This is a genomic window from Nocardia sp. CY41, assembly GCF_009829325.1.
Taxonomy (GTDB): Bacteria; Actinomycetota; Actinomycetes; order Mycobacteriales; family Mycobacteriaceae; genus Nocardia.
This window is the reverse complement of sequence record NZ_VUOS01000001.1, coordinates 368,617-393,356: the sequence shown is the minus strand read 5'-3', so window position 1 is coordinate 393,356 and position 24,740 is coordinate 368,617. Positions and strand designations below refer to the sequence as shown.

General features: G+C 70.2%; 21 protein-coding genes and 1 pseudogene. 12 read left to right on the top strand and 10 right to left on the bottom strand.

Going from position 1 to position 24,740, the window contains the following annotated elements:
- Positions 1-666, bottom strand: a complete 666-nt coding sequence (locus tag GVY64_RS01875) for a potassium channel family protein (RefSeq protein WP_159838024.1) — start codon at positions 664-666, stop codon at positions 1-3.
- 161 nt (positions 667-827) lie between these two features.
- On the opposite strand from GVY64_RS01875, the gene GVY64_RS01870 reads away from it, so the two are divergent.
- Entirely contained in the window at positions 828-2,816 is a 1,989-nt protein-coding gene (locus GVY64_RS01870; RefSeq protein ID WP_159838022.1) for an APC family permease, read from the top strand.
- Between the two features lie 19 nt (positions 2,817-2,835).
- Positions 2,836-4,266, top strand: a complete 1,431-nt coding sequence (locus tag GVY64_RS01865) for a class I SAM-dependent RNA methyltransferase (protein WP_159838021.1) — start codon at positions 2,836-2,838, stop codon at positions 4,264-4,266.
- Positions 4,267-4,270: 4 nt separating this feature from the next.
- Here GVY64_RS01865 and GVY64_RS01860 read toward each other — a convergent pair whose 3' ends face one another.
- The gene (locus GVY64_RS01860; RefSeq protein WP_159838020.1) at positions 4,271-5,074 is read right to left on the bottom strand and encodes an enoyl-CoA hydratase; all 804 of its coding nucleotides are present in this window, start codon (positions 5,072-5,074) and stop codon (positions 4,271-4,273) included.
- 121 nt (positions 5,075-5,195) lie between these two features.
- Here GVY64_RS01860 and GVY64_RS01855 point away from each other — a divergent pair, with 121 nt between their 5' ends.
- Positions 5,196-5,495: a DUF1330 domain-containing protein gene (locus GVY64_RS01855; RefSeq protein WP_159838019.1), complete on the top strand. Its 300-nt coding sequence runs from the start codon at positions 5,196-5,198 to the stop codon at positions 5,493-5,495.
- A 404-nt stretch (positions 5,496-5,899) separates the two neighbouring features.
- Here the strand turns inward: GVY64_RS01855 and GVY64_RS01845 are convergent, their stop codons facing one another.
- A complete protein-coding gene (locus GVY64_RS01845) occupies positions 5,900-6,574 on the bottom strand; it encodes an SIMPL domain-containing protein (RefSeq protein WP_159838018.1) in 675 nt (224 codons plus the stop codon).
- Between the two features lie 52 nt (positions 6,575-6,626).
- The gene (gene glsA, locus GVY64_RS01840) at positions 6,627-8,444 is read right to left on the bottom strand and encodes a glutaminase A (protein WP_159838271.1); all 1,818 of its coding nucleotides are present in this window, start codon (positions 8,442-8,444) and stop codon (positions 6,627-6,629) included.
- A gap of 193 nt (positions 8,445-8,637) precedes the next feature.
- Between glsA and dxs the strand changes: the two genes are divergently transcribed.
- A complete protein-coding gene (gene dxs / locus GVY64_RS01835; protein WP_159838017.1) occupies positions 8,638-10,533 on the top strand; it encodes a 1-deoxy-D-xylulose-5-phosphate synthase in 1,896 nt (631 codons plus the stop codon).
- A 34-nt stretch (positions 10,534-10,567) separates the two neighbouring features.
- On the opposite strand, the gene GVY64_RS01830 is transcribed toward dxs, so the two are convergent.
- Both GVY64_RS01830 and GVY64_RS01825 read right to left on the bottom strand, forming a co-directional pair.
- Positions 10,568-11,806: an HRDC domain-containing protein gene (locus GVY64_RS01830; RefSeq protein ID WP_159838016.1), complete on the bottom strand. Its 1,239-nt coding sequence runs from the start codon at positions 11,804-11,806 to the stop codon at positions 10,568-10,570.
- A 139-nt stretch (positions 11,807-11,945) separates the two neighbouring features.
- Positions 11,946-12,584 carry a DUF3000 domain-containing protein gene (locus GVY64_RS01825; RefSeq protein WP_159838015.1) on the bottom strand — a complete coding sequence of 213 codons (639 nt, stop codon included), beginning with the start codon at positions 12,582-12,584 and terminating at the stop codon, positions 11,946-11,948.
- Positions 12,585-12,715: 131 nt separating this feature from the next.
- Between GVY64_RS01825 and hemE the strand changes: the two genes are divergently transcribed.
- The 5 genes and pseudogenes from hemE to hemQ all read left to right on the top strand — a co-directional run bounded on the left by hemE (position 12,716) and on the right by hemQ (position 17,572).
- On the top strand, positions 12,716-13,771 hold the full coding sequence (hemE, locus tag GVY64_RS01820; protein ID WP_159838014.1) for a uroporphyrinogen decarboxylase: 1,056 nt from the start codon (positions 12,716-12,718) through the stop codon (positions 13,769-13,771).
- Between the two features lie 150 nt (positions 13,772-13,921).
- Entirely contained in the window at positions 13,922-15,289 is a 1,368-nt protein-coding gene (locus GVY64_RS01815; RefSeq protein ID WP_159838013.1) for a protoporphyrinogen oxidase, read from the top strand.
- A gap of 142 nt (positions 15,290-15,431) precedes the next feature.
- Positions 15,432-15,905 (top strand): RrF2 family transcriptional regulator, encoded by a 474-nt coding sequence (locus GVY64_RS01810; protein ID WP_159838011.1) that lies wholly within the window; start codon positions 15,432-15,434, stop codon positions 15,903-15,905.
- Positions 15,902-16,327, top strand: a pseudogene (locus tag GVY64_RS38855) (globin domain-containing protein); the annotation flags it as partial. The gene GVY64_RS01810 and the pseudogene GVY64_RS38855, both read left to right, overlap by 4 nt.
- 549 nt (positions 16,328-16,876) lie before the next feature.
- On the top strand, positions 16,877-17,572 hold the full coding sequence (hemQ, locus tag GVY64_RS01800) for a hydrogen peroxide-dependent heme synthase (protein WP_159838269.1): 696 nt from the start codon (positions 16,877-16,879) through the stop codon (positions 17,570-17,572).
- Between the two features lie 81 nt (positions 17,573-17,653).
- Here hemQ and msrB read toward each other — a convergent pair whose 3' ends face one another.
- The 4 genes from msrB to GVY64_RS01780 all read right to left on the bottom strand — a co-directional run bounded on the left by msrB (position 17,654) and on the right by GVY64_RS01780 (position 21,862).
- Positions 17,654-18,097, bottom strand: coding sequence for a peptide-methionine (R)-S-oxide reductase MsrB (msrB, locus tag GVY64_RS01795; RefSeq protein ID WP_063021019.1), 444 nt, complete (start codon positions 18,095-18,097; stop codon positions 17,654-17,656).
- Complete coding sequence (locus GVY64_RS01790; RefSeq protein ID WP_236566536.1) at positions 18,094-19,434, bottom strand: glycosyltransferase family 87 protein; 1,341 nt, start codon at positions 19,432-19,434, stop codon at positions 18,094-18,096. The genes msrB and GVY64_RS01790 overlap by 4 nt, the downstream gene beginning before the upstream one ends.
- An 84-nt stretch (positions 19,435-19,518) precedes the next feature.
- Positions 19,519-21,069: an alpha/beta hydrolase gene (locus tag GVY64_RS01785; protein ID WP_159838007.1), complete on the bottom strand. Its 1,551-nt coding sequence runs from the start codon at positions 21,067-21,069 to the stop codon at positions 19,519-19,521.
- Between the two features lie 31 nt (positions 21,070-21,100).
- The gene (locus GVY64_RS01780) at positions 21,101-21,862 is read right to left on the bottom strand and encodes a pyrimidine reductase family protein (protein WP_159838005.1); all 762 of its coding nucleotides are present in this window, start codon (positions 21,860-21,862) and stop codon (positions 21,101-21,103) included.
- 35 nt (positions 21,863-21,897) lie between these two features.
- On the opposite strand from GVY64_RS01780, the gene zapE reads away from it, so the two are divergent.
- From zapE to GVY64_RS01765, 3 genes are all read left to right on the top strand, one after another.
- Entirely contained in the window at positions 21,898-22,914 is a 1,017-nt protein-coding gene (gene zapE, locus GVY64_RS01775) for a cell division protein ZapE (protein WP_159838003.1), read from the top strand.
- 74 nt (positions 22,915-22,988) lie between these two features.
- Complete coding sequence (locus GVY64_RS01770) at positions 22,989-23,771, top strand: tyrosine-protein phosphatase (protein ID WP_159838001.1); 783 nt, start codon at positions 22,989-22,991, stop codon at positions 23,769-23,771.
- Between the two features lie 66 nt (positions 23,772-23,837).
- Positions 23,838-24,590 (top strand): alpha/beta fold hydrolase, encoded by a 753-nt coding sequence (locus GVY64_RS01765; protein WP_159837999.1) that lies wholly within the window; start codon positions 23,838-23,840, stop codon positions 24,588-24,590.
- The last annotated feature ends 150 nt before the right edge of the window (positions 24,591-24,740 follow it).

Genomic DNA, 24,740 nt, shown 5'->3' with positions numbered 1-24,740 from the left:
TCAGTCCTCGCTCGCTGGGGGCTTCGCGGCCAGGGCGACTGCCTCGCCCACCGCGCCGGATGCGGCGGCCACATAGACGATGTCGTCGGCCTGGATGATGGTCTTCTTGTCGGGCAGCAGCGCCTGGCCGAACCGGATGATGAACGCGACCCGGGCCGCGATGGTCTGCTCCAAGTCGCGCACGGTGCGGCCGTACCACTCCTCGTGCAGCGTCAGCTGGGTCACGGCAACCGTTCCGGTGGGGTCACGCCAGGTGGTGGTGCCGGTGTCGCCGATGAGCGCGCGCAGGAAGCGGTCGGTGGTCCATGGGACCGTGGCGATGGTCGGGATGCCGAGCCGCTCGTAGACCGCGGCGCGCTTGGCGTCGTAGATGCGGGCGACCACCCGCTCGACGCCGAACATCTCCCGGGCGACCCGGGCGGAGATGATGTTCGAGTTGTCGCCGGAGGAGACCGCCGCGAACGCGTCGGCCCGCTCGATTCCGGCCTTTATCAGCACATCTCGATCGAATCCGACCCCCGTCACCCGCTCACCGGGAAAGTCGGACCCCAGCCGCAGGAAAGAACTGGAGTCCCGGTCGATCACGGTGACTTCGTGACCTACGCGGACCAGGGCATGGGCCAGCGACGAGCCGACGCGCCCGCACCCCATGATCACTACGTACACCGTGCAACCTCGTTCCTGGAACCATGGTGTTCGGTCTGCTTTGTCGTTCGGTCGAACGCTACCCGTCGAATGACTCCACCGGCCACGTTCCCCCTCCAGCGGGCGAGCAAACCTGCGAGCCACCCGCGCGATCCCCTGTGCGGGGGCCTATGCTCGCTCCAGTGTCCAAGTTGACGACGGCAGCGAAGCGAGTGCTGCTGGGCAGGCCTTTCCGTAGCGACTCGCTGGGTCACACGCTGCTGCCGAAGCGAATCGCGCTCCCCGTGTTCGCCTCCGATGCCATGTCATCGGTGGCCTACGCTCCCGAAGAGATCTTCCTCGTGCTGTCGGCCGCGGGGGTGGCGGCGTACCTGTACGCCCCGTGGGTCGGCTTGGCGGTCGCCTTCGTCATGGCGGTGGTGGTGGCCAGCTACCGGCAGAACGTGCACGCATACCCCTCCGGTGGCGGCGACTACGAAGTGGCCACGACCAACCTGGGACCCAACGCGGGTTTGACGGTCGGCAGCGCGCTGCTGGTCGACTATGTGCTCACCGTCGCGGTATCGATCTCCTCGGCCGCGTCCAACATCGGTTCGGCCATTCCGTTCGTCGCCACGCACAAAGTGCTGTTCGCCGTCGTGGCCATCGCCCTGCTCACCGCGGTGAACCTGCGCGGCGTGCGGGAATCGGGCACCGCGTTCGCGATTCCGACCTACGCGTTCATCGTCGGCATGTTCGTCATGCTCGGCTGGGGCCTGTTCCGGATCTTCGTGCTCGGTGAGGAGTTGCGGGCCGAATCGGCGGGGTTCGGGTTGATCGCCGAACACGAGCACCTCTACGGGTTGGCCTTCGCCTTCCTCATCGCGCGCTCGTTCTCCTCCGGCTGCGCCGCGCTGACCGGTGTGGAGGCGATCAGCAACGGCGTGCCCGCGTTCCGCAAACCCAAGTCGCGCAATGCCGCCACCACGCTTCTGATGCTGGGTACGATCGCGATCGTCCTGCTGATGGGAATCATCATCCTCGCCCAGAAGATCGGGGTGGTGTACGCGCACGACACCGCCGACCTGACCGGCGCACCGTCGGACTATCACCAGAAGACGCTGATCGCGCAGCTCGCCGAGACCGTGTTCGAAGGGTTCCCGCTCGGGTTCTTCTTCATCACGACGGTGACCGCGCTGATCCTCGTGCTCGCCGCGAACACGGCGTTCAACGGGTTCCCGGTGCTCGGCTCGATTCTGGCCCAGGACCGTTACCTGCCGCGCCAGCTGCACACCAGAGGCGATCGGCTGGCGTTCAGCAACGGCATCCTGTTCCTGTCCGGCGCGGCCATCGCGTTCGTGGTGCTGTTCGGCGCCGAGGTCACCAAGCTGATCCAGCTGTACATCGTCGGCGTGTTCGTGTCGTTCGTGCTCAGCCAGACCGGCATGCTGCGGCACTGGACCCGTTTGTTGCGCACCGAGACCGACCCGGCGCAGCGCGCGCGGATGAAGCGCTCGCGGGTGATCAACGCGGTCGGGCTCAGCGCGACCGGAGCGGTGCTGGTGATCGTGCTGATCACCAAGTTCTTCGCGGGCGCCTACATCGCCATCTTTACCATGATCGCGATCTTCGTCGTGATGAAACTGATTCGCAGGCATTACGATTCGGTCGCGCGGGAGCTGGACGAGCACGAGTGGGACGGCGTGCTGCCCAGCCGCTCGCACTCCATCGTGCTGGTGTCCCGGCTGCATCTGCCGACCCGCCGCGCCCTCGCCTACGCGCGTGCCAGCCGCCCGGACACGCTGGAGGCGGTGACCGTGAACGTCGACGAGGCCGACACCAGGGCGCTGGTGCGGGAGTGGGAGAACAGCGACATCACGGTGCCGCTCAAGGTGATCGAATCGCCCTATCGCGAGATCACCAAGCCGGTGCTGGACTATGTGAAGCGGGTGCGCAAGGACGCCCCGCGTGACGTGGTGACCGTGTTCATCCCCGAATACGTGGTGGGCCATTGGTGGGAACAGGTGCTGCACAACCAGAGCGCGCTGCGCTTGAAGGGCAGACTGCTGTTCGAGCCGGGTGTGATGGTCACCAGCGTGCCGTGGCAGCTGAGCTCCTCCGCGCGGGCCAGGACGCCCGGAGTGGTGAACGCGCCGGGTGCGGTGCGGCGCGGATACGAGGACCGGACATGACGCTCGGGGAGCATTCGGCATGAGCGATCGGCGGACCGGCACGTTCGAGGTGCGGCTCGGGCCGCCGGGGCACGGCGGCTTCTGCGTCGCACGGCACGAGGGACGTGTGGTGTTCGTCCGGCACGGTCTGCCCGGCGAGTTGGTGCGGGTGCGGGTCACCGAGGATCGCGGCGGCTCCTTCTGCCGTGCCGACGCCGTCGAGGTGCTCGAGCCGTCCCCGGATCGGGTACCGGCCACCTGCCCGGTATCCGGACCCGGTGGCGCCGGGTGCTGCGATTTCTCCTTCGCCACACCGGTGGCCCAGCGCGCGCTGAAGGCCGCGGTGGTGGCCGAACAGCTGCGGCGGCTGGCCGGGATCGAGCGGGAAGTGCTGGTGGAGCCGATCGGCTCCGGCGACGTGATCGGCGGATGGCGCACACGCGTGCGGCTCGCGATCGACGCACAGGGTCGCGCGGGCGTGCACCGCTACCGCAGCACCGACGTGATCGCGGATCTGCGGTGTCCGCAACCGGTCGCGGGTGCGCTGGACGGGATCGCGGACCGGCAGTGGACACCCGGCGCCGACTTGGTGATCGCGGTGGACGGTGACGGAATCCGGCATGTCGTCGAGCTGGCGCCCGCCGCTGAGGCGGAGCAGGGCCGTCGCGGCGGGGAGCGGCGTGGCCCGGGTGGCGGCCGGGAGCCAGGTGGCCGGGACAAGCCTGGTGGCGGGGGAGCCGGTCGACGCGACCGGCCGCACCGCCGTGACCGGCGCGGGGGACGGCGCGGTGCAGGCGGCGAATGGACTGCCGTGGATGGCACCCGCCGCGACGACCGGCGCGCGGCGTCCGCCCGGCGCGCGGCGGCGCACGCGGCGCGCGACGAGTGGGTGTTCGAGGGCAGCGGGCGGGCGGTCGAGTACGTGGCGGGCCGTCGCTGGGAGGTCGCGGCTACGGGCTTCTGGCAAGCACACCGCGGTGCGGCGCAACGGTATTCGGATCTGATCGCGGAATGGTCGGACCTGCGGCCCGGCGGACGGGCCTGGGATCTCTACAGCGGCGCGGGGGTCTTCGCCGCGCGCCTCGCCGAGCAGACCGGGCGCACCGGTGTGGTGCTCGCGGTGGAATCGGCCCGCTCCGCCGTGGCCGACGGCGCCGCCGCGCTGCGCGATCTGCCCTGGGTGGAGCTGCGCGCCCAGCGGGTGGAACGTTGGGTGCTCGAACACGTCGGCGGGGCCGCTCCGGATGTCGTCGTGCTCGACCCACCGCGCGCCGGTGCCGGCAAGGAGGTGATCGGCGCCGTCGCGGCAGGCGGGCCGACGCGAATCGTCCACGTCGGCTGCGATCCCGCCGCGTTCGCTCGTGACCTCGGCCTCTATCGGGCCGCGGGCTACCGGCTCGCCGACCTGCGTGCCTTCGACGCCTTTCCCGCTACGCACCACGTGGAATGCCTGGCGCTGCTGGAGCGATGAGCGGTCAGTCCTCGTAGGCCGGCGGCCTGCGGTCGCGGCGGGCGCGCATCGCCTCGTCGAAATTGCCGGTGGTGAGGCGGACGTAGAGCTGGGCCGTGCCCTCGTGCTGCATGTGCGATTCGAGTCCGCCCGCCTCCATGCCGCTCCACAGCATGCGTTTGGTGAGCTCGGTGCCCACCCGGCTGAAGCCGATGATGCGTTCGGCCAGGTCGTAGCAGGTGTCCAGCAGTTTCGGCCCTGGAACGGTCCGCGAGACCAGGCCGATGCGTTCGGCTTCGGTCGCGTCGACGTCGCGGCCGGACAACATGATCTCGAACGCCCTCGACGCGCCGACCGCGCGGGGCAGCAGGTAGCTGAGGCCGAGTTCGGCCGAGGTGAGGCCGTTGTTGATCCCGGCGGCCCGGAAATACGCGTCGGCGGCTGCGATCCGGATGTCGGCGCCGACGGCCAGGCAGAGCCCGCCGCCGATGGCCGCGCCGTTCACCGCGGCGATCACCGGCTGGTGCATCCGCCGCAGCGTGATCAGCACGTCGTTGAGCAGATCCATCGACCGCCGCGCGACACTGGTGACGGTCAGCCCGTCGACGTCCGGCACCTTTCCCGCGCTGGTCAAGTCGGCTCCCGAGCAGAAGCCGTGTCCCGCGCCGGTGAGCACGACGACCCGCACGTCGTTGTCGGCGCGCACCTGTTCGAGCACTTCGCGCAGCGGGATCATCACGTCGAACGCCATCGCGTTCATCCGTTCGGGCCGATTGAGCGTCACCAGTGCGATATGCGGCCGTGGTTTGTCGACGAGCGCGAACGACATGCGACCTCCCGATCGGTGACGACCCCAATATAGGCACGACCGCCCCGGCGCAGCGGTGATTCGGGCGCGGTGCCACGAATCCCGCACCGGTCCGCGCAACCGTGCAATTAGAGTCACAGCCATGACCGTGTATGTAATCGCCCAACTGAAGTTCACCGACCGCGCCGCCTACGATCGCTATCAGGCGCGCTTTCTGGACGTCTTCGTCCGCTACTCCGGCACGCTGCTGGCCGCCGACGAGTCCCCGCAGACGATCGAGGGCGTCACCGACCGCGAGAAGGTGGTCCTGATGTCCTTCCCTGACGAGCCCTCCTTCCGCGCCTGGGCCGAATCACCCGAATACCAGGAGATCTCGAAGGACCGGCACGCCGGAGCGGACACGGTCACGCTGCTGGTGCGAGGCCTCGGCCACGGTTCGTGAGCCGGGTATCCGGCACGATGGAGCGATGATCCATCACGTCCAATCGTGTTGTCCCCCAGGCGCGGAAGGCCGGGCAGCGCGGCTTCCACAGCGGAGTGCTTGGGTGGACGGAACTGCCGAAGCCGCCGCTGCCGGCCCTCCGGGGCGGTTGCTGGATCCGCGTGCCCGGCCTGGGCGGCCCGGACGGCGAACTGCACATCGGCGTGGAAGCCGACTTCCGCCCGGCCACCAAGGCCCCATCCGGCGTTCGTCGTCGACATCGACGCCACTGCCGAAGCGCTCGCGAGCGCCGGGCATCCGGTCGTCTGGGCCGATCCGGCGGAGATTCCGGGGCGGCGGCGGGTTCCACACGCACGACGCGGTGGGCAATCGGGTGGAGTTCCTGGCGGGCTGACGACCTACCGTCAGTCCAACTGCCAGGTGACGCGGATTCCCGCGGAGATCTCGCTCTCGCCCAGCTCGACCGGGACGGCGGCGGCGCGATACGCCTCGAGCGGCGCGGACATCGGCTGTGCGCGCGGGACCGGAGGCGCGGCGGCGGTGTTCTCGGTGATCTCCACCACCGCGCCGAGCGAGCGCTGCGCGCGTCGCGCGTACTGCTCGGCCTTGGCGAGGGCGTTCTCCCACGCGGCGTCGCGGGCGCGGACGAGCAAGGAATCCTGGTCGGCGAAGGCGAGGACGAGACCGCCGAGCCGGACGTCGTCACCGCCCGCCTCGACGCAGTCGGCGATGACGGTGCCCGGGCCGGGATCGGCGTCCTCGCCGATGTCGCGCAACGCGACCGTCAGCGACGTGCTCGCGAGGTATCCGGTGATGCGGCTGCCCTGTCCCTCCGTCCACACCGTCTCGGTCTGCACCGTCAGACCGCTGGTGGCGATGTCCGCGCCGTCGACGCCGTCGGAGCGCAGCGATCGCGCCACCGCGGCCGCGCGCTCACCGGCCCGGCGGTAGGCGAGCGCGACCTTGCTCGCCCGCGATTCGACCGAGATCGTCACGCGCAGCAAGTCCGGGGTGGCGCGGGCGGTGCCGTGGCCGTAGGTGGTGACGATGCCTGCGCGCGAATCGGTCTTCTTGCCCACGGAACTCTCCCTCGTGCTCGCTGTCGCTGCCTGCCGAACCATCGTGCCCGCTTCAGTAGTCGCCCCCGCGCGCCGCGATCGCCCGCACCGCCGCGTCGATCTGTGCGAAGGCTTCGGCGGCGAGCTGTTCGAGCAGGGCCAGCTTCAGCCCGGGCGCACGCGCGGTGAGCCGATCGAACCGTTCGGGGCTCAGCACCGCGAGCCGAACCACGGTCTCCGCTCTCGCTTCGTTCCCGAACGGCGTCCCGACCAGCATCGGAATCTCGCCGAACGACATCCCGGCCGACAGGCTGAGCAGCCGGTGCGTGCGTCCGTCGGCGCCGTCGAAGGTCAGGCGCACGCGCCCCTCGAGGATCAGGTAGAGACCCGAGCGTGGACTCCCGCGTTCGGCGATCACGGCGCCGCGGGGGAAAGTGCGCACCTGGAACTCGTCCGTCAGGCGGGATCGGTCGTCGTCGGCGAGTCCGGCGAACGCCGGGTGGTTCCTCGTGGTGAAGGACGTGCGGGCAGGCTCGGCGGTGCCGCCATGGTTGGCGAGCACGATGTTCTCGCACCACTCGGTCGCGGTGTCGCGATCGATGAACACCGGCCCGCGCGGATCGTCCGGCTCGATGCCGGAACCCGGATGCCGGAGCCGGGCGTCGGGGTCGACCAACGCCACCCGGGCACCCACCGCGAACAGCTCGTGTCGCAGGTCGTCGATCATCCGCACCGCGATCGCGCTCACCTCTCCCACCCTGCGCACATCGATCGGCAGCGCCTCCAGTTCGGCCGCCTGTTCCTCGATGGTCCGCACCGTGCGCTCCGCGCCCGCGAACAGCAGATCGCCGTGCAGCTCGTAGACGCGCGCCCGGTGCCCGTGCTGGGCCAGCACGGCGATCTCCTCGGACGGGCGGCGCAGCCGCGAGGGCACCTCGGCCACCGAGTACGCCGCCCGGATCGCGGCTCGCGCTGCCCGGGTGACGTGCAGGAAGTGCAATTCGAGCTGCCGCGACAGCTCACGGCACGCGGCCACTCCGCGGACGCTGTTGCCGTGGTCGTCCAGCCGGGGGGAGTACACCGCGAGCCCGACCTGGCCGGGCAGCACCGCCACGATCCCGCCGCCGACGCCGCTCTTGGCGGGCAGCCCGACGGTGGTCACCCAGTCGCCCGCCGCGTTGTACATGCCGCAGGTGGTCATCACACTGAGCACCTGTTCGGTCAGCGCCGCCGAGGCCGCTTGCTCCCCGGTCACCGGATTGCGCCCGTTGTTGGCCAGCGACGCGGCCATCAGCGCCAGATCCTGGCAGGTGACGGTGATCGAGCACTGCCGGAAGTAGCGATCGACGGCTTCGTCCGGGTCGACGTCGAGGATGCCGAAGGAGCGCAGCATGTAGCCGATGGCGCGATTGCGGTACCCGGTGCGCGCTTCGGAGGCGTAGACCGCCTCGTCCACCGCGAGCTCGCGCCCGGCGAAGCGCGAGTAGTAGCGCCGGATCCGTTCGAATCGGTCGGCCGAGTCGCGGCCATCGATCAGCGAGGCGGCGGTGATCGCGCCCGCGTTGATCATCGGGTTGCGCGGCCGCGCGGTCACCGGATCCAGGCTGATCTCGTTGAACGGCTCGCCGGACGGCTCGACGTCGATGCGCTCGGCGACCCCGCCGGGCCCGCGGTCGGCCAAGGCGAGGGCGTAGGTGAACGGCTTGGAGATGGACTGGATGGTGAAGCCGGTCCGGACGTCACCCGCCCCGTAGATCCGGCCGTCGGCGGTGGCCAGGCAGATCGCGAACGAGTCGGGCGGCACCGCAGCCAGTTCGGGAATGTAGTCGGCCGGCCTTCCGGAACGGTCGTCCCGGCAGCGCCGGTGGACGTCGTCGACGATCCGCGCCACCACGCCGGGTTCGATCGCCCGCGAGACCAGTTGCTCGGGCTGGGCCACCCTGTCACTCTAGGCCGGGTACCGTATGTCGAGGCTCACATTTCATCGCCGTGTGGGTTGGTGTGATCGTTCTCGTGCGGGAGCACCGGCCGCCGCTCCGTAGACTGATCGGATCAGATGCGCTATCCGGAGGGAGCTAGTTCAGGTGGGAGTGCTTTCCCGGGTCGACACGCCCGATGATCTGCGCCGGCTGACCGTGCCGCAGGTGCGCGAGCTGGCGGAGGAGATCCGCGAGTTCCTGGTGCGCAAAGTCGCCGCGACCGGCGGGCACCTCGGCCCGAACCTCGGTGTGGTCGAACTCACCATCGCTCTGCACCGGATCTTCGACTCGCCGGCCGACCCGTTGATCTTCGACACCGGGCATCAGGCCTACGTGCACAAGATCCTGACCGGTCGCAAGGATCAGTTCGACTCGCTGCGCAAACAGGGCGGCCTGTCCGGCTACCCGAGCCGCGCCGAGAGCGCCCACGACTGGGTGGAGTCCTCGCACGCCTCGGCGGCGTTGTCCTACGCGGACGGTCTGGCCAAGGCGTTCGCCTTGAGCGGGCAGGACCGGCACGTGGTCGCGATCGTCGGCGACGGCGCACTCACCGGTGGCATGTGCTGGGAGGCGCTCAACAACATCGCCGCCGCGGACCGCCCGGTGGTCGTGGTGGTCAACGACAACGGCCGTTCCTACGCGCCCACCATCGGCGGCTTGGCCGAGCGGCTGACGGCGCTGCGCACCCAGCCGGCCTATGAGCACGCGCTGGACACCGGCAAGCGCATCTTGAAGAGCATCCCCCGGGTGGGCGAATCGGCGTACTCGATGGTGCACGCGGTGAAGGCGGGCATCAAGGACGCGGTCAGCCCGCAGGAACTGTTCAGCGATCTCGGCCTGAAGTACGTCGGTCCGGTGGACGGCCACGACGTCGTCGCGCTGGAGGCCGCGCTGCGCCGGGCCAAGGACTTCGGCGGCCCCGTCGTGGTCCACACCGTGACGCAGAAGGGCCGCGGCTACGCGCCCGCCGAGAATCATGTCGCCGACCAGATGCACGCCTGCGACCCGATCGATCCGCTCACCGGCGTCCCGGTCGGCGGCCCGAAGGCGCGCGGCTGGACCTCGGTGTTCTCCGAGGAGCTGATCGCGCAGGCGGAGCGCCGCGCCGACATCGTCGCCATCACCGCGGCGATGCCGGGGCCCACCGGACTGGCGGCGTTCGGGGAGCGTTTCCCCGATCGGATGTTCGACGTCGGCATCGCCGAACAGCACGCCATGGCGTCCGCGGCGGGGCTCGCGCTGGGCGGCATGCATCCGGTGGTGGCGATCTACTCGACGTTCCTCAACCGCGCCTTCGACCAGTTGCTGATGGACGTGGCGCTGCTGAAGCAGCCGGTCACCGTGGTGCTGGACCGCGCGGGCATCACCGGCTCCGACGGCGCCAGCCACAACGGCATGTGGGATCTGTCGGTTCTGGGCATCGTTCCCGGCATCCGGGTCGCCGCGCCGCGCGACGCCGCGACGCTGCGGGAGGAACTGGCCGAGGCGCTGGCCGTCAACGACGGGCCGACGGCGCTGCGCTTCCCGAAAGGCAGTGTGGCCGAAGACATCTCCGCGGTCGAACGGCTGGACGGCATCGACGTGCTGCGGATGGCCCAGCCGGACGGCGGTTCGGTGCAGGCGGTGCACGGTGACGTGCTGCTCGTCGCCGTGGGCTCGTTCGCGGCGGTGGCCCTGGAAGCGGCGATTCTGCTGGATTCCGAAGGGGTTTCGGTGACGGTCATCGACCCGCGCTGGGTGCTGCCGGTCTCCGACACCCTGCTGAAACTCGCGGAGAACTACCGGCTGGTGGTCACGCTCGAGGACGGTGGCCTGCACGGCGGTATCGGCTCGACGGTGTCGGCCCGCCTGCGCAACTCCGGGCTGGACATCCCGACCCGCGAGCTCGGGGTGCCGCAACAGTTCCTGGAGCACGCCTCGCGCGGCCAGGTGCACGCCGAACTCGGTCTCACCGGTCCCGACATCGCTCGGCGGATCGGCGGATGGCTGGCCGCACGCTGACGCCGGGACGTCGGCCGGACCGTTCGGGCGGGCGCTAGCCGGTCGGCGGCAACGCGGCGGCCAGCCGCGGTACGGCCAGTTCCCGCTGCCACGGGCGGGCACCGCCGGATTTCAGGTACCCGTCGACGGCGGAGGAGTCGACCGCGTCGTATTCGGGCAGCCCGTCCCAGCACAGGCGGCGGACCAGGTCGGGAGCGAGCAGATTCTCCACCGGTATCGAGTGCTCCGCCGACAGCTCGGCCATGGCCGCCCGTGCCCGGGTCAGGCGAGCCGCCGCGGCCGGGTCACGGCGTTCCCAGCGGTTGACCGGCGGTGGGCCGTCGAACGGCTGGGTGAGCGGCGGCAACTCGCCCTCCGGCAAAGTGCGGCCGCGCTCGATCGCGGCGAGCCATTCGCGGGAGTAGCGGCGCTGCCGCGGCCCGCCGAACACCGGCAGCGTGCGCAACTGCGCGATGGTCCGGGGCTCGGCCGTCGCGGCCGCGATGATCGCCGCATCCGGGAGGATGCGGGCGGGCGCGACGTCCCGGGCGCGGGCCAGCGCGTCCCGGGTGGTCCACAGCTCGCGCACCACGGCCAGCTGCCTGGTGCGGCGCAGCGTGTGGATGCCCGAGGTGCGCCGCCAGCGCTCGGCCTTCGGCGCGGGCGGGTCCAGGGTGCGGATGTACTCGAATTCCTGGGCGGCCCAGTCGGTCTTGCCCTGCTCATCGAGCGCTGCGGCCACGGCGTCGCGCAGTTCCAGCAACAATTCGACATCCAGGGCGGCGTAATTCAGCCAGTCGGCGGGCAGCGGGCGGGTGGACCAGTCGGCCGCCCCGTGCCCTTTGCGTAGCGCGCGGCCGAGCAGCCGCTCCACCATCGCCGCGAGCCCCACGCGTTCGAAACCCGCCAGGCGCCCGCCCAATTCGGTGTCGAACAGCCGGGCCGGACGCAAACCGAGTTCGGCCAGCCCCGGAAGGTCCTGGTCCGCGGAGTGCAGAACCCACTCCAACCCGTTGATCGCGTCGGCCAGCGGGCCGAGGGCGTCGGTGATCGGGATCGGATCTATGAGGAACGTGCCCGCGCCCGCCCGGCGCAGCTGGATCAGGTATGCGCGCGCCGAGTAGCGGAACCCGGAGGCACGCTCGGCGTCGACGGCCAAGGGGCCGGTGCCCGCGATCAGCCGGGCGGCGGCCGCGCTGATCTCCGCGGCGGTGTCCAGTACCGGTGGCACGCCCTCCACCGGCGCGAGCAGCGGCGTCGCGGCCGAGGGTTCGGATTCGTCTGGTACGGACATGGTGTTGAACTCTACGTGCCGCCGCCACGGCGCCGCCGTCCTATCGGCGCATAAGTGTGTCGACGGATCGGGCGCGAGGGGCCCGGTGTACCGGACGGCGGTGGTTCCGCGGCAGGTCACACCGCGTCTGCCGGCCTGCTCAGGGGTGCTCGCGGGACAGACCGGGCGGCACCTGCAGCTGAGTCACCCCGGCCGGCGGGAGTCCGGCCGCGTAGGCCAGCACCTCGCAGAACGCCTCCAGGTGCGGGCGCATGTCGGTGGTGACGGGCGTCCACGAGGCGCGAAGTTCCAGCTGATGGGCGCGTGGCGGACCGGCGATGTCCCCGTAGCGCACCGAGCTGGTCGAGGTCACCGTGCCGCCGAGCGCGGTGAACGGCTCGGTCCGTGACTCCAGCGCGTCCACCAGCCAGCTCCAGGCCACCTCGGGTAGCAAGGGGTCGGTGGCGAGCGCGGCGTCGATGTCGGCCTGGATGTAGGCGACCAGACGTAAGGTGCCGTGCCAGGTGTCGTCGCCGTCCGGATCGTGCAAGAGGATCAACCGGCCGAACGCGTCGCCTTCGGAATCGACCGGCACGACAGGGGTTTCCGGATGGGTGACCTCCGCGCCGATGGCGTAGGAGTACGGTGCGAGGCGTTGCGGCGGCCGGATGGGCGCGAGCTCGATCCGAGGGTGCACGGTTGCGGTGCGCATCGCCTCGACCGCGGCGCGAAACTGAGCTGGCTCGCCCTGAGGTCCTTCGGTCGGTGCGGCGCCGTCGCGGAAGTCGAGCGGTGTCACAATGCTGACGGTAGACCTTGTGCACCCGGCGCAGTCGGAGGCGCGCCGCTACGGGCGGTGCGGCGTCCGCGCGAGCATCGCTGCCGCCACCGCGTCCGCCCCTCCCTCGGGACCCGCATACGATAGCCGTGATGAGCACTCATACCCGCCGCCGGTTGACCGATGCCCCGTTCCTGGCCGCCGCCACCGGCGCGACGCCCAGCAGGCGTCCGGTGTGGTTCATGCGCCAGGCCGGACGCTCGCTGCCCGAGTACCGCGAGGTGCGTGCCGGCGTCGGGATGCTCGAGTCCTGCTTCGACCCGGAACTGGTGTGCGAGATCACCCTCCAGCCGATCCGCAGGCATCGCGTCGACGCGGCGATCCTGTTCTCCGACATCGTCGTTCCGCTCAAAGCGGCGGGAATCGATCTGGACATCGTGCCCGGCGTGGGCCCGGTGGTCGCCGCGCCCGTACGGACGGTCGACGACGTGCGCGCGCTGCCACGGTTGCGTCCCGAGGAGGTCGGGGCGGTCACCGACGGCGTGCGCCTGCTGCTCGACGCGCTGGGGGAGACACCGCTGATCGGGTTCGCGGGCGCGCCGTTCACCCTCGCCTCCTACCTGGTCGAGGGCGGTCCGAGCAAGAACCACGAGCGCACCAAGGCGATGATGTACGCCGACCCGCAGACCTGGCACGCCCTGCTGGGCGTGCTCACCGACATCACCATCGCGTTCCTGCAGGCTCAGCTCGCGGCGGGCGTCGACGCGGTGCAAGTGTTCGACTCCTGGGCCGGCGCGCTGTCGCAGGCCGACTACCGCAGCTTCGTGCTACCGCACTCGGAACGGGTGTTCGCCGAGATCGCCGACGCGGGAGTGCCGCGCATCCACTTCGGGGTGGGCACCGGCGAGCTGCTCGGCGCCATGGGTGAGGCGGGCGCCGACGTGGTCGGCGTCGATTGGCGGGTGCCGCTGACCGAGGCCGTCCGCCGCGTCGGACCGGGAAAAGCGTTGCAGGGCAATCTCGATCCGGCTGTGCTGTTCGCCGGGCCCGCTGCGGTCGAGACGCAGGCGCGGCGGATCGCGCGTGAAGCGGACGAGGCGATCACCCTCGGCGCCACCGGGCACATCTTCAACCTGGGCCACGGGGTGCTTCCGGAGACCGATCCGGGCGTGCTGACCGCCTTGGTGGAACTCGTCCACGAGCTGTAGGTCCCAGCGGAGAGAACCGCCCGCAGCGCTCGGTTCAGGCGCTACTGGTAGCCGGAGGCGGTACATGCCGCAGTCGCGGGCGGTGTGTCCCGGGTCATCGCGGGCCGACCGTTCGACGGCCGAGGTCGCGGCACACGATACGGTCGAGGCATGCGTATCGCGGTGGTCGGCGGTGGGATCAGCGGACTGGTGGCCGCGTATCGGTTGCGGACGTTGCTCGGGCCGGATGCCGACGTGCTCGTGCTCGATCGCGCCGAACGGGTCGGCGGCATCCTCTATACCGGTGAAGTGGCCGGGGAGCCATTGGATCTCGGCGCGGAAGCGTTCGTCGGCCGACGGCCGGAGGTGCCCGCGCTACTGCGGGAACTCGGGCTGGAGTCGCAATTGGTGACGCCGGCCGGTCTGCGGCCGCTGGTGTGGTCCTCCGGCGCCGCGCATCCGCTTCCGGAGGGCACGTTGATGGGTGTCCCGGCGAACGCCGAATCGATGCGTGGTCTGGTCGACGCCGAGACGCTGGCGCGGATCGCCGCCGAACCCGACCGCCCGCTGACCTGGGACCCCGGCTCCGATATCGACGTCTACCACCTGGTCGCCGACCGCTTCGGCCCGCAAGTCGCCGAGCGCAGCGTGGATCCGCTGCTCGGTGGGGTGTACGCGGGCAGTTCCCGCTCGATCGGTGTCCGCGCCGCGCTGCCCACCCTCGCCGCCGCCCTGGACGACGGCGCCCCGAGCCTCACCGCCGCCGTCGGCGCCGCGCTGCCGCCGCCCTCGAACGCGCCGGTCTTCGGCGGAATTCGCGACGGGTACCGGGTGCTGCTCGAAGCGCTCGCCGAACGCTCCGGGGCCAGGTTCGTCACCGCGACCCCGGGCACGCGTCTGGCCAGGGGACTGCGGGGCTGGGTGGTGGACCCGATCGGCGCCGTCGACGCCGTGGTGCTCGCCACCCCGGCGCCGGTGACCGCGCGACTGTTGCGGACCGTCGCCCCCGTCGCCGCGGCGGAGCTGGCGGGCGTCGAACTCTCCTCGTCGGTGGTGGTCGCGCTGGCGCTGCCCCGCGAGACCGCGCTGCCGCAGAACTCCGGCATCCTCGTGGCGACCGGAGAGCCGCTGCGCGCCAAGGCCTTCACCCTGTCCAGCCGCAAATGGACCCATCTCGCGCAACGTGAAACCGCCCTCGTCCGCGTCTCGTTCGGGAAATTCGGCGACGACTCCCCGCTGTCGTGGCCTGATGCGCAACTGGTGGCCGCCGCCACCGAGGACCTGGCTACCGTCACCGGAGTCGCCGTCGAGCCGATCGAGGCCGTGGTGCAGCGCTGGCCGGGCGGACTCGCCCAGTACGCGCCCGGCCATCCGGCCCGCGTCGCGGCCGTCGAAGCCCAGGTCGCCCCGCTCGACGGGCTGGCGGTGGCGGGCGCGTACCTGCACGGCGTCGGCGTGCCCGCGTGCGTCTCCTCCGGCGCAGCCGCCGCGCAGCGGATCGCGGCGACGGTCGGCGCGGGCAGCGCACACCGATCCTGAGCGGGTCATCGCATACCGCTGTGGACTCTCGGCTTTTCTCGGGCTGTCGATAATCGGCGCCGAAAATGCGCACGAATCGGCGTAATTAAGAACACTTCGCCGGCATGCGGAATCGGTGGAATTCGCCGGTAGCGTGAGCATCATGCAGCTCTCGCACTTCACCGATATCGGTCTGCGCACCATCATGCGGCTCGCGGCGGAGGACGAGAAGAATTCCCGAGTGACCACCAAACTCATCGCACGACAGGTGGGCGCGTCGGAAAAGCATGTGGCCAAAGCGGTTTCCCGGTTGGTCGAGCTGGGTCTGGTGCAGGCGCACCGCGGACGATCCGGCGGACTGTTCATCACCGCGGCCGGGCGTGCCGCTTCGGTAGGTGCGCTCGTCCGGGAATTGGAAAGCGACCGCGATGTGGTGGAGTGCGGGGATCCGAATCCGTGTCCGCTGATCGGCGCGTGCCGACTCCGCCGAATTCTCGCCGACGCGAAGAAAGCCTTCTATGCCGAACTCGACCGCTATTCGATAGAGGAATTGGTCACCTCGTCGAGCGCGGGATTGCTGCATCTGCTCGTCGGATCCACGACGAATGTTTCCCCTGAGATGAAGGAAGTGTCATGACCCTCGACAGCGTTGTCCGGGCCCAACCGGAACTCGAACCGCGGCACGCCGACGTCGTCCGCGCGACCCTGCCGCTCGTGGCGGCGAACATCGACCGCATCACGGCCGTGTTCTACCGCACCATGTTCGACGCTCACCCGCAGCTGCTGCGCGACACGTTCAACCGGGGCAATCAGGCGCAGGGCAGTCAGCAGCGGGCGCTGGCCGCTTCCATCGCCACCTTCGCCACGTACCTGGTCGATCCCGCGCTGCCGCACCCGGCCACCATGCTGTCGCGGATCGCGCACAAGCACGCCTCCCTCGGGGTGACTCCGGAGCAGTACCAGATCGTGCACGACAACCTGTTCGCCGCCATCGTGGAAGTGCTCGGCGCCGACGTGGTGGACGAGACGGTCGCGTCGGCCTGGGATCGGGTCTACTGGCTGATGGCCGACACCCTGATGGACCAGGAGAAGGGGCTCTACGCCGAGGCGGGCGTGGATTCCGGCGACGTGTTCCGGGACGTCCTCGTCCTGGCCCGCGAGGACGATCCCTCCGGCGTCGCGATCTTCACCGTCGGTTCCGCCGACCCGAACACGGAGTTGCCGGGATTCGCTCCGGGACAATACGTCTCGGTGGGCGTGCGACTTCCCGACGGTGCGCGCCAGCTGCGTCAGTACAGCTTGGTGGGCAGGCCCGGGGACGGCGTGCTGTCGTTCGCCGTCAAACGGGTCGACCCGGCCGGCGGCTGTCCGGCGGGCGAGGTGTCCTCGTGGCTGCACGAGCATCTGCGCCCCGGTGACCAGCTGCAGGTCACCCTTCCGTTCGGTGATGTCGTCATCGATACCGCGGCGCAGACACCGCTGGTGCTGATCTCCGCCGGAATCGCCAGGGTCAGCTGCGTGCCCTCGGCATCCCGGATGCCCGCGTGCACGTCGAGCAGTTCACGCCCGGCGACGCGGGCGCTCCCGGGCGAGTGGCACGATAGTGCTATGGCGCGACTCGACTATCATGCTCTCAACTCCACCATCCGCTACCTGATGTTCTCGGTCTTCCAGGTGCAGCCCGGAGTGCTGGGCGAGGACCGGGACGCGGCGACCAAGGAGGCGAAGGCGTTCTTCGACGGTCTCGCCGACCGCGACGTGGTGGTGCGCGGCGTCTACGACGTGGCGGGGATGCGCGCCGACGCCGATTTCATGATCTGGACGCACGCCGAGCGCGTCGAGGACCTGCAGGCCGCCTACGCCGACTTCCGCCGTACCACCGAGCTCGGGCGGGCCAGCGCGCCGGTGTGGAGCAACGCGGCGCTGCACCGTCCCGCGGAGTTCAACAAGAGCCACATCCCGGCGTTCTTGGCCGGTGAGGAGCCGGGCGCCTACATCTGCGTGTACCCGTTCGTCCGGTCCTACGAGTGGTACCTGCTGCCCGACGAGGAACGCCGCCGGATGCTGGCCGAGCACGGCAAAGCCGCGCGTGGCTACCCGGACGTGCGGGCCAACACCGTCAGCTCGTTCGCGCTCGGCGACTACGAGTGGATCCTGGCCTTCGAAGCGCCCGAACTGCATCGCATCGTCGATCTGATGCGCGACCTGCGCGCCACCGACGCCCGACGGCACGTGCGCGAGGAGATCCCGTTCTTCACCGGTCCCCGCGTGGAGATCGAGCAGCTGATCGCCGCCCTGCCCTGACGTCCACCGAACTTGCCCAGAGTTTTCGGGGCATGCGACGAGCGGTGCGGGCTCCGTACGCTGCCGGTGAGCGTCGGGCCTTTACTCCGCTGCGCTGTCCGAGGGGTGCAGTCGCAGAGCGATGGAGTTGATGCAGTAGCGCTTGTCGGTGGGCGTGTTGTACCCCTCGCCCTCGAACACGTGGCCGAGGTGGCTGTGGCAGTTCGCGCACAGCACTTCGACCCGGTGCATGCCGAGCGAGTCGTCCGACCGGAGAATCACCGCGTCGGACGCCGCCGGATCGAAGAACGACGGCCAGCCACAGTGCGAGTCGAACTTCTCGGTGCTGCGGAACAGTTCGGCGCCGCAGGCCCGGCACGCGTAGACGCCTTCGGTCTTGGTATCGGTGTACTCGCCGGTGAACGGCCGCTCGGTGGCGGCCTCGCGCAGCACCGCGTACTCCTCGGGGTCCAATTTCACCCGCCATTCCTGCGGCGTGAGCTGGATCCGCGGCGTGGGCAGGGACGTGTCGGCTTCGGAGCTCATGGCTCCACGCTAATACGATTCTCCTCGACCGGCGCCGAACCGTTGTGTGGCCTGGGGGTTTCCGCCGGCAAGGCGGTATCGGCGGTCGCGGGCCGTTGCGGCGCCTCGCCGCGCGAATCCGGTGCGGACTTCATCCACGCGGGATCGATGCCGAACGGCAGCCGTCCTTCCCGCCGCGCGGCCAGATAGCGGTCGCCGAGCACACAGAACACGACGATGAGCAGCAGGCCCCAGCCGAAGGTGATGCGCAGGTACTCCAAGTTGCGGCCGATGTGCTGCCAGCGGTCCGAGAGCCACTTGTCGTAGCTCATGAACCCGAAGATCGCCAGCCAGGCCGGCCAGTTGCGCAGCACCGAATTGCGCAGTACCACCGTCATCAGGAACGGGAACAGCATCATCGAGTAGTACATCTGCCCGAGCGAGCTGAGCAGGAACGAGGCGGCGAGCAGCACGCCGGAGGAGGTGCAGACGAAGAACAGCTCGTCCTCACGGTAGTAGCGGTACAGCAGCCACAGCGAGATCAGCACCAGCACGCCGAGCACCGCGCGCATGCCCCAGGTCAGCCACGCAGGTAGCCCGTAGTACTCGCCGTTGCCGACGATCGCGCTGTTGAAGTAGTCGCGGGATTCGAAAAGGTAGGGCGCGGTGCGGGTGAGGAACTTCTCCGGGTCCTTCGACAGCGGCCAGGCGATCGCGGTCAGCGCCAGCGGCACGCCCAGCGCGGTCACGAAGACCTTCCATTGCCCCCGGGCCAGCGCGATCAACAGCAGGGGAGCGAGAGTCGGCTTGACCGCGATACTCAAGCCGAGCGCGGCGCCTGCCCACAGATCTCGCCGTTTCAGCAGCAGGTGGATGAAGATCAGCTCCGCCAGCAGCACACAGCCGTTGACGTTGGTGAACACCAGCGTGTTGATCACGGTCTCGGACATGAACATCGCCAGCAGCAGTGCGGGGGCGGCGACCGAGCTCAGCGTGTACCGGAACAGCCGCAGCAGCAGATACCAGGCGATGAGGATCGCGATCACGTTCAGGGCGATGAACAGCCAGCGTGACTTCTCGTAGTCGATGACCGCGATCGGCGCGATCAGCAGGGTGCCGCTGGGCGGGTAGAGGTAGTGCGGGTCCACCGAGTCGAAGTTCGCGGTGTAGACCGGGCGTCCGTTCAGGAAGTCGAGGGAGGCCTGGTAGACCGGCCGGTAGTCGTCGGTGATGAAGCCGTTGACAGCCTTGATGAAAACCCGGTTCAGCACGGTCATGACCGCCAGCGGCCAGAGTGCGAACTTGATCACCTCGGCGGTGGTGCGAGCGGTCCGGGGCTCGAGCTGTCGAAGGAACACTGGGGCACGGTACACCGGATCGGTTACCGGTGGTTGGCCGGACCTGCCCGACTCGCCGCCCTGGCGGCTGCTCGACGCCTCCGGCTAGGCCGGGCAGGCGGTACCGTCAGCGGGAAGTTTGCCGTCCTTCAGATAGTCGAGCACCGCCCGCTGCGCGCAGCCGGAATGCGTGGCCACCGGATGCCCGAAGCCCTGCCAGGACAGCGCCGCGTGCCGAGCGCCCGCCGAACCGAGTGCGCCGGTCACCGACGACTGGCCGCCGTTGCCGACCACCGGATCGGCGACCCCGCCGAGCACCAGCACGGGAATCGCGAGCTTCTCGGGCAGTGCGGGCGCGGTCGACACCGGCCAGGCCGCGCACTCCATCAGGCCGATGGCCGCCGCTCGGCCGAAGACGGGGTACTTGCCCGCCCAGGTGCCTGCCAACTCGGTGGCCTTGTCCGGCGTCGGCGGCAGCTGCGTGTCGGTGCACCGGTTGACGAACTGGCCGTCGTTCGCCGTGGCCGCGGTTTCCCGGGTGACGAGGTTGCTCAACGGTCCCCGATCACCGCGACCCGCCGCGGCGAGCGCGTCGGACAGCTCCGTGACCCGGGTGGCCTGGTCGGCCCGCGGGCTGCCGAGGAAGCCCGAGACCGCGGTCAGCAACGCGTTCGCCGAGACGTCGCCGAGCCCGCCGGTCGCGGCCCGGTTCACCAGGTCGGTGACCGCGGCGCGCGGGTCGGCGCCGAGTGAGCAACCGACGCCGACGCAACGCTGCGCGAACGCCGTCAGCGCCGCCTCGGCGCCTTGCACGGCCTGCTCGGCACGGGTCACCGCATCGGTGCCGACCGGCTCGGGGGAGTCGAGCACCAGCCGGGCGAGGTGGTCGCCGTACTTGCGGGCGTAGCTCAGCGCGACCTTCGCGCCGTTGCCGGTGCCCAGCACCGCGATGTGCTCCACCTGCCACTGCCTGCGCAGTTGCTCGATGTCGTCGGCGGCGTGCGGCGCGTCGAAGGTGCCCTCGTAGGGCTGCAGGAAATCGCGGCAGGCGATGGTGCCGTCCTGGCTCAGCTTCGTCATCCTGGCGACCGGGTCGCCCGGGTCGGACTGGGCGTTGTCGGCTAGGCCGCGCCGCACCTCCAGCGGCAGGCAGTCGATCGGCTGCGAGGTGCCCATGCCGCGCCGGTCCACCGCCACGATCGGGTGGGCGGCCAGCAGCGCCGAGGCCGGGCCCGCGGCCAATCCGGCGAGGGTGGCGGAGGAGGAGCGATCCGAACCCGAGGTCAGCACCAGTGGCGGCGCGTCGGCCGGGGTCTGCGCCAGCCTGGCCCGCAGCGCACCGGCCCGGAAATTGCCCAGCACCGCGCCTGTGGAGTCGATCGGGGTGGAGTACTCGGCGCAGTCCAGCACCAGCCCCGCGGGCGCGGGCCCGAGGCCGAGCTGATCGAGGGTCGGCTGGGTGCACTCCCGCCAGCTGAGATCGGTTCTGGGCAGCTCGGCGCTCGGCGGCGGAGCGGGCGCGGCGGAGGTCGTCGCGGTACCCGCGACCGGCGGACGCTGCACCGCGACACCGGGACGATCCGACGGTCCCGCGCCGCAACCGGCGGTCACGATCGAGAGGGTGGCGGCAAGCACGGCGGCCCGAGTCCAGCGCATTGCTACAGCCTGCCAGGTTCGGGCGGTTCTTTCATCGACGGGCCCACCGGGTGAGCACCGTGCCGTCGTCGTCCAGCAGGACGTGCGCGCGCGTCATCCGGACGCGGAACTCGTGCGCCGACAGCGAGATTCGCCGTGCCGCACCGCCGACCAGCAGCGGCGCGGTGGTCAGGCAGAGCTCATCGACCACGTCGGCCTCCAGCAGTTCACCGAACAGGTGCGGACCGCCCTCGGTGAGCACGCGCAGCAGGCCGCGCTCGCCGAGCACGCGCAGCAGGCCGCTCGGCGTCACCGCGATGTCACCGGCTTCGATCACCTCGGCGCCCGCGTCCGCCAGACGCTGTTTGCGGTCGGCGGGAGCGGTGGCCGTCGTGATGATCAGCGGCGGCACCTGGGTGTCGGTGAGCAGGCGCGCGTCGGGGTCGATCGCCGCGCTCGCCGTGACCACCGCGATCGGCGGCGGCACGCCGTCGGGATGCCCGCCGATGCCGCGTTCGTGGAACGCGCGGCGGCGTCCCGGGTCGGTGCGCGCCCCGCCGTAGTTCTCCGCGCGCGCCGTGCCCGCGCCGACCACGATCACCTCCGCCAGTTCGCGCAGCAGCATGAACACTGTCCGGTCGGCCGGAGTGCCCAGCCCTTCGGTCAGGTTCCCGCTGGTGGCCGCGCCATCGATGCTGGAGACGAAATTGGCGCGGACCCAAGGCGCGTCGAGCGCGGCGGGGAAGGCGTACAACTGCGCGAGGTCGTCGGGGCTGAGCCCTGTGAGCTGGATCGCATTCTGGCTACGCTGCATGAGACCAGATCACACCACGTCTTTAGGCTTCGTCCATGCAAGAACGCCTCGTCGATCGTCATCCGGAGGTCCCGGCCGATCAGCTCGTCGCCCAGATGGTGCCTCCGCCCATGTTCGACGAGGTGAGCTTCGCCTCCTACATCCCCGATCCGAAGGAACCGAGCCAGGCGGCGGCGGTTCGCAAGGCCGAAGAGTTCGCCGACCAGGTCGCCAAGATCAGCAAGGCCGCGCACAAGAAGAGCTTCTTCGGCAAGAAGAAGCAGATCAGCGGTGCCGGTCTGTACCTGGACGGCGGGTTCGGCGTCGGCAAGACCCATCTGCTCGCCTCGATCTTCCACAGCTCGCCCGCGCCCAAGTCGTTCGGCACGTTCGGCGAGCTGACCAACCTGGTCGGTGCGCTCGGCTTCGCCAATGCTCTGGAGCGGTTGTCGGGCAACAGCGTGCTGTGCATCGACGAGTTCGAGCTCGACGATCCGGGTGACACCATGCTGGTCTCCCGATTGCTGACCGAACTGTCCGCCGCCGGTGTCTCGGTCGCCGCCACGTCGAACACGCTGCCGGGCCAGCTCGGCGAAGGACGTTTCGCCGCGCAGGATTTCCTGCGCGAGATCAAGAAACTGGGCGCCATCTTCGAGGCGGTGCGCGTGGACGGGCCGGACTACCGCCACCGCGACCTGCCGCCCGCGCCGGAGCCCACGTCGCCGGACGTGCTGTCCGAACGGGCGGGCAGCACACCGGGTTCTACCCTCGACGACTTCGACGCGCTGCTGAAGCACCTCAGCACCCTGCACCCGTCGAAGTACGGCGCGCTCATCTCCGGGGTGTCGTCGGTGTTCGTCTCCGGCGTGCACCCGGTGACCGATCAGGCCGTGGCACTGCGCATCGTGGTGCTGGCCGACCGGCTCTACGACGCGAGCGTCCCCGTGACGGTGTCGGGGGCGAAGCTCGACGAGATCTTCTCCGCCGAGATGCTCGAGGGCGGATACCGCAAGAAGTATCTGCGCGCCATCTCGCGCTTGCTCGCGCTGTCGCGGTTCGAAGTCGTGGCCTAGCGCCGCCGGTCCGACCGCGGCGGTTCGGTGACGACGTGTGCGAGTTCCGCGGACTCGATGATTGGAGCAGCCGAATGGCCCGAAGTTTTCGTGTCCCGGTCGCGATGGCGGCCGGTCTGGCGGTCGCGTTCGGACCGGTAGCAGGCATCGCGCAGGCCGACCCGCCCGCGACCGTCGCCGCCGACCCCGCGCTGCACCTGCAAGGGGTGCAGAACGCCCGCGACATCGGCGGGTACCGCAACGCCGACGGCCGGATCGTGCGCAGCGGTCTGGTGTATCGCACCGGACAGCTGAACAACGCGACGCCGGACGACTTGGCCGCGCTCACCGATCGCCGCGTGCGCTCCGTCCACGACCTGCGCACGGTCTACGAGCGCGCGCTCGGGCCGGACCGGGTCCCCGCGGGCGCGACAGCGCACTGGGCCGACGTGATCGGCCAGGCTCCGCCACAGGTCATCGCCACCACGCTCACCGGAGGGGACGGGCTGTATCGCGCGTTCATCACCGCTCCCGGCGCGAACGAGGCGTTCGCTTCGGTGCTGCGCGACGTCATCGGCGCGGACGGCGCGGTGCTGTTCCACTGCACCGCGGGCAAGGATCGCACCGGCTGGGCGGCGGCTGTGCTGCTCACCGTGCTCGGGATCGATCGGGCCACGGTCACCGAGGACTACCTGCTGTCCAACCGTTTCCGCAACGCGAGGCAGGACGACCCGCTCAACGGTGTCCAGGCGGCGTGGCTCGACGCCGCCTTCGATCAGGCGAACCAGACCTACGGAAGTTTCGACGCCTATGTCCGGGACGGGCTGCGACTGACCGACGCCGATATCGCCGCCCTGCGGGCCCGTCTGCTGGGCTGAGCGCGGAGTCCGGACCGAACGTCCGCTTCGGCTGTCCGTGGCCGCGGTGTGCACTACGATCCCGGCATGGCGAAGTTTGAGACATGGGACGGCCTGGAACTCAATTACCGGGTCTGGGAGGGCGGGGGCGTCCCGGTCGTGCTGCACCACGGAGTGGTCGCGGACACCAACGCGAACTGGATGAGCACCGGTGTGGTCGCCGCGCTGCAATCCGCCGGGCACACCGTGGTTTCCCTGGACGCACGCGGCCACGGTCGTTCCGACAAGCCGCACGAGGCGGCGCGTTACTCGTGGCATGCCATGGCGCGTGACGTGCGCGCGCTCTACGACGAACTGGGCTTCGAGGAAGTGGTGCAGGTCGGGTACTCGATGGGCGGCGTGATCTCGCTGCTGGTGGCCGCGACCGACGAGCGGGTGCGGCGGCTGGCGGTCGGTGGCATCGGGTCGGGCGTGCTGGACTGCGGCGGCGTCGACCGCCGCGTGATCGACCTACCCGATCTGCAGGCCGCGATGACCGGAGACGGCGCGGGAGCGTCGCCGACGGCGAAGATGTTCCGCGTGCTGGCCGACGCGGTGCACGCCGACGTGGACGCCATTCACGCGGTGGCCACAGGCCTCGACGATCGTCCCATCGAGACCCTGGCCGACATCACCGTGCCCGCACTGGTGCTGGCAGGCGACAGCGATCCGTTCGCCGCCGAACCGGAGCGGCTCGCCGCGGCCCTGCCGGACGGCGCACTCGCTGTGGTGCCCGGCGACCATCTGATGGCGGTGGTGCACCCCGCCTTCCATGCCGCGCTCGTCGATTTCCTGCGCTGAGTCCGCCCTCAGAAGACCAGCCGTAGCACGTGATCGTGATGCACCTGGTTGCCGACGGTGAACTTCCTGGTGCCGCCCGCGCCTCGGGACAGCCGACGCCCGTCGTGTTCGATCTCCCTGCGCCGCCGACGGCGATGCCGGAATCGCCTA